The following is a 4,044-nucleotide window of genomic DNA, read 5'->3' as shown; positions in this document are numbered from 1 at the left end:
TGAGCCGTTTCCTCAACACGCGGATTTTCAGTTGGCGCGTCAGAACCAACTACCATACCAACAACCAACTAAGGTTGTTGGTAGGTAGTTAACGGGTAGTTAGAAACGTTGTTAGGTTTTTGAAACCCGCAGCATACCTCACTTTTTTGACCATTCATTTGGAATGATTCCAAATCAGCGTGGATTTGTTCCACTTTTGGGTGGTTTTGATTTGGTTCGGGCTGGGTTACTTTCTCCCGGGCGTGGACGGCTTTCTCGTCACAAGAATTGGTTTCCGCAGACGTGGACGATTCCCAATAAAAGCGATTGTAATAACCGTGCAAGTTACGGACACGGTAGCTAATCAGTCCTGGTCTACCAGAGGGTAAGCGGCCAAACACTTCCTCAAACTGGAACAGTCCTTGAGCAGTCAACGCTGCCCCTGCTTTTTGCAAGGATTTGTAAGTGAGGTTAGTATCGAGTTTATGGGCAGCCCCACCAAATTGTTCAGCCGCCACGCTATCTAACCAAAGCTGCTGCACAGATGGAGGCTGTTGACGAACCCAGTTGATATCCTCAATTGATACCTTGCAGTGTGGTCTAATCGATTTGTCTGCATCTGCTTGTTTGCGCTCGTTTCGCTGTTTGCTGCCACCGTTGATTGCTTTTAACGCTGTAGTAGTCATATTCCCTCCAAAATTTGCATGACAATATGAGCGACATTGCACCCATGCCGCGTTTAAGTTTTTTAGCTATCTCAAAGCGAGTTTTTATTTACTGGTTTTCGCCCTGCCAAAAGCGCAACTCGTCTCGGAAATACCTGTCAGTCTTTTTTGATTGCTCCTTCCAACAATCCCAAGCAACCACTAACTCTTCGCCTAAATCCTCTACAACCTCACCCTTCTCGACATACAAAGTACGATATGGATCGGCGTGGGCAACTATAGAGCCGATGCCAATACTGTCTGGTTCAGTAGATGTGTTTTGGAGTGCGGTAATTAAATCAGTCTCTTGGGTTGTTAATTCCCCCCAGTAGTCCTGTTTAATTACCTTATACTCTTGCGCCACTGCCCAATAGTCCTGCCACGTACACTCAGGCTGTGCAAGCACCTGTCGAATATCACTAACCGCCTGGGGCAACATTTCTAATTGTTCGGCTCGATATGCGATTGCAGAAGGGGTTGGTTCGCTGCCCAAGATTATCGCCGCCGCTTCTAGAGCTTGAGTATTGTTCATGGCACTGGCTAAGTTCTTCAACGCCATGCCCATGAGCCGCAGACATTCGGTGGCATTTTCTTTCGGCGGTTCTACAGCTAGCAATCGCAGATCAATTGTCTTTTCTAACGCCTGTTTCACCTGCTTGTTCAACACTTTAGTCGCCTGTTGCGTCATGGTATTTCCCCACTGTTGCAAAGGACGTTGCTCTACAGCGTTTTCCAAATCTTGAATGCGCTGCCTAAGCTGTTGGTTCTCAGTCTCCAACTGCCGTAGCGATTCCATTTCATCCAGCCGTCGCTGTAACTGAACGTTTTGCTCCCTTTGTTGCTTGTACAGGTTTTGCAGAGATTGGATTTGCTCTTGTACCTGGGCTTCGGCTCTGGTAGTAGCTTCTGTTTGCAAACCAATCCTCAATTCCTGGGAAAGTCTTTCTAATTCTTGCTGGTGTTGCTCTTTAATTTGGGCGATCGCCTCAGAGTATTCTGGTGGAAATGTTCTCTCGTTGGGGAATGGAACGCTCTTGGCATTTAGATCCTCGTTGTTGATCAGCAGCTTTTCACCATCAGCAAAAGTGACAATCTGCTGCCAAGCGTTTGGCGCCTCTGCATCAATCACTCCCGATTCGCCATAACGGGGGTGTGATTGTGATGAAACTGTGACTTTGGCTGTTTTGGAAACCATTGGTTCCTGAACTTTTTTACGTGGAAGTTGAGGAACCACAATATTTGCCGCAGATGCAAAGTCTGATTCGCTAGGGGAGGAGTTGCCTTCAAGTGCGATCACAACAGCTTGTTTTAGTTTCTCTGGTTCCTTGACTAGCCGTAGCAGTGAACGGGCTTGACGTTCATTTTTGATGTGCTTGCCCAACTCGCCGGATGCGTCAATAACTTTCTTGGCTCCCAAGAGTTGATTGATTCTCCGATATCCACCCCAGGCTGATAATTCAGCTTGGCAGTATTGCTCGAAAGACTTGTAACCAGCTTTGCGGTAAAGTTGTTGCTCCCGCATTTGCATAATTTCGTCTACTGCCTGCCACTCGAACCGGTCTATGGCGGCGAAGGTTTCCTGGATGCTGATGTTGAGATTGCTGTAGTCAAGGGTTGAAGTTCTTTCGGATTCTAGTGTCAGCATATTTCTCTCCTATTCCAATAAATAGAAGATGTGCTAAAAACTACCTTTGGCAGATGAAAGATTTTTTGTAGTCCTGGTTTTACGCCGACAGAGATAGTATTATTTTTATTACAGCCACCACTCAACAGAGATAGAAGTCCGTTAATAATACAATTGAACCCTGTACATAGGGCAGAAAGATTTGGTATTGTTAAGAAAATCATAGCCTTAAACGTTGGTTATGTTCTGTCCCCACTGGTAGCCTGCAAAACTTCCCTGTGGGGCTTTTAATTTACGACTGCTACTGACCTATTCACTTGAGAATCTGAGCTTCCACTTCTTCATCTGTGCTTACTGCTATACGTGTCTGCACAACTTCCAATGAATCCATATATTTGTGCAATGCCTCTATATCTTCTGGATGCAATTGCATATAAACCAATAGTTTTTGGTGTGTCATATTGTCAAAATTAGGTTAATTCATATATTCATAGTATAGGCAGTGCATATATTAGTCAATGCAATGCCTACAAATGTATATACGCCCTATTTATGCAAAATCCCCTGACTCATCATCAGAGGATATAGAATTAGTTTTTAAAGATTTACGGACACGCTCACGCCACAGCCTGAAAAACTGAAGCTCGTTTCTCAGGCTGCTAATTCCCCCAATACTTGCTCAACCCTTACTAGTCTTTTTTCTAGCTCCTCTATTTTCTGAGATTCACTTTTTTGTGGAGAAGCTAAATACTGCTTCATATATTCAATTAGTAATTCTGTAGCTGAAGTATTGTCTTCTTTAGCTTTCCTTATGAAAGCTTCTTTTAACTCATCATCTATTCGGATGTTTAGCTGACCCATACGCTCCCTGCATTTATCTGTCTATACATAAGACTAGCTTCATTTATTTGTCTATGCAATGCCTATGCTAGTTTTTTCACAATTTATAAGGCTTTGTTCAATTTTGCATATACAGAATCTAGAAAATATGTTGACATTTGCATAGCCATTGTATATACTAAAGCTATGCAACTAAAAGGCGATCGCGAGGTCTGGACAACTTGAGCGATCGCCTTTTGTGAAAAACCTAACCCCGTGTAGAGGCAGGAGATCCTTATTATGACGCAATCCGTTTGCACACATCAAGCACCTTCAAGCTTTAAGCTTAATCAAATAGTCACATTTGAAGATGCCCCCTTCAAAGATGAGCAAGCCGCAGCCCAAACAGAACTGTACAACCACCTCGAATTCCAAGCCGAAGCTGTAGCCCCAACCCTTGACCCCCTAACATCTCGCGATCGCCGCATCATCGCCGAGATTATCCAAGCACAGCCCGAAACCATCCGTACCATCTGGCTTGAAGGTGGAATTACAGTATGGGTGCAATTCGTGAATGGCGGACGGCTTGCCTTTGAGCGTGACTGGTTCGCTACAAGAGTTGCAGAAGTCAAAGCAACATTACCAGAAACGCTACTAGAACGTAACGAACGATTGAGCGATGAATTGGAAAAAGCTTGCATTGTTTTTGGTCTGTACCACGGTGAAATTGACTGGTTATCTTTCAGCACCAAACTCTACCAAGACGGGCGTTTTGTTTGCTTCATCGGGTGCAATCAACAAGGCTGGTACGCAAGACCGAGGGTTGTGTTGCAAAAACTAGGGCTGGTCTGGTAGAAGTGTAGTTGTACCAATAGTCTTGTATCAAAGTTAGCCCATTAATGAACCCCAAAGAACCGT

General features: G+C 44.5%; 4 protein-coding genes and 1 pseudogene. 1 reads left to right on the top strand and 4 read right to left on the bottom strand.

Annotated features, from left to right (window positions below; translation table 11 throughout):
- Window positions 1-68: 68 nt before the first annotated feature.
- The 4 genes and pseudogenes from HCR01_RS37215 to HCR01_RS37200 all read right to left on the bottom strand — a co-directional run bounded on the left by HCR01_RS37215 (window position 69) and on the right by HCR01_RS37200 (window position 3,168).
- Window positions 69-665, bottom strand: coding sequence for a hypothetical protein (locus tag HCR01_RS37215; RefSeq protein WP_226890066.1), 597 nt, complete (start codon window positions 663-665; stop codon window positions 69-71).
- 88 nt (window positions 666-753) lie between these two features.
- Window positions 754-2,328, bottom strand: a complete 1,575-nt coding sequence (locus HCR01_RS37210) for a hypothetical protein (RefSeq protein WP_193200901.1) — start codon at window positions 2,326-2,328, stop codon at window positions 754-756.
- 292 nt (window positions 2,329-2,620) lie between these two features.
- Window positions 2,621-2,770 (bottom strand): annotated as a pseudogene (locus HCR01_RS37205) (DUF6887 family protein); the annotation flags it as partial.
- Between the two features lie 188 nt (window positions 2,771-2,958).
- Window positions 2,959-3,168 (bottom strand): hypothetical protein, encoded by a 210-nt coding sequence (locus HCR01_RS37200; RefSeq protein ID WP_193200899.1) that lies wholly within the window; start codon window positions 3,166-3,168, stop codon window positions 2,959-2,961.
- 258 nt (window positions 3,169-3,426) lie between these two features.
- On the opposite strand from HCR01_RS37200, the gene HCR01_RS37195 reads away from it, so the two are divergent.
- Complete coding sequence (locus tag HCR01_RS37195; protein ID WP_193200898.1) at window positions 3,427-3,981, top strand: hypothetical protein; 555 nt, start codon at window positions 3,427-3,429, stop codon at window positions 3,979-3,981.
- Window positions 3,982-4,044: the final 63 nt, after the last annotated feature.

This window comes from Nostoc sp. MG11 (genome assembly GCF_014904695.1).
Lineage (GTDB): Bacteria > Cyanobacteriota > Cyanobacteriia > Cyanobacteriales > Nostocaceae > Komarekiella.
The sequence above is the reverse complement of the archived record's forward strand: the minus strand, read 5'-3'. Positions and strand labels throughout refer to the sequence as shown.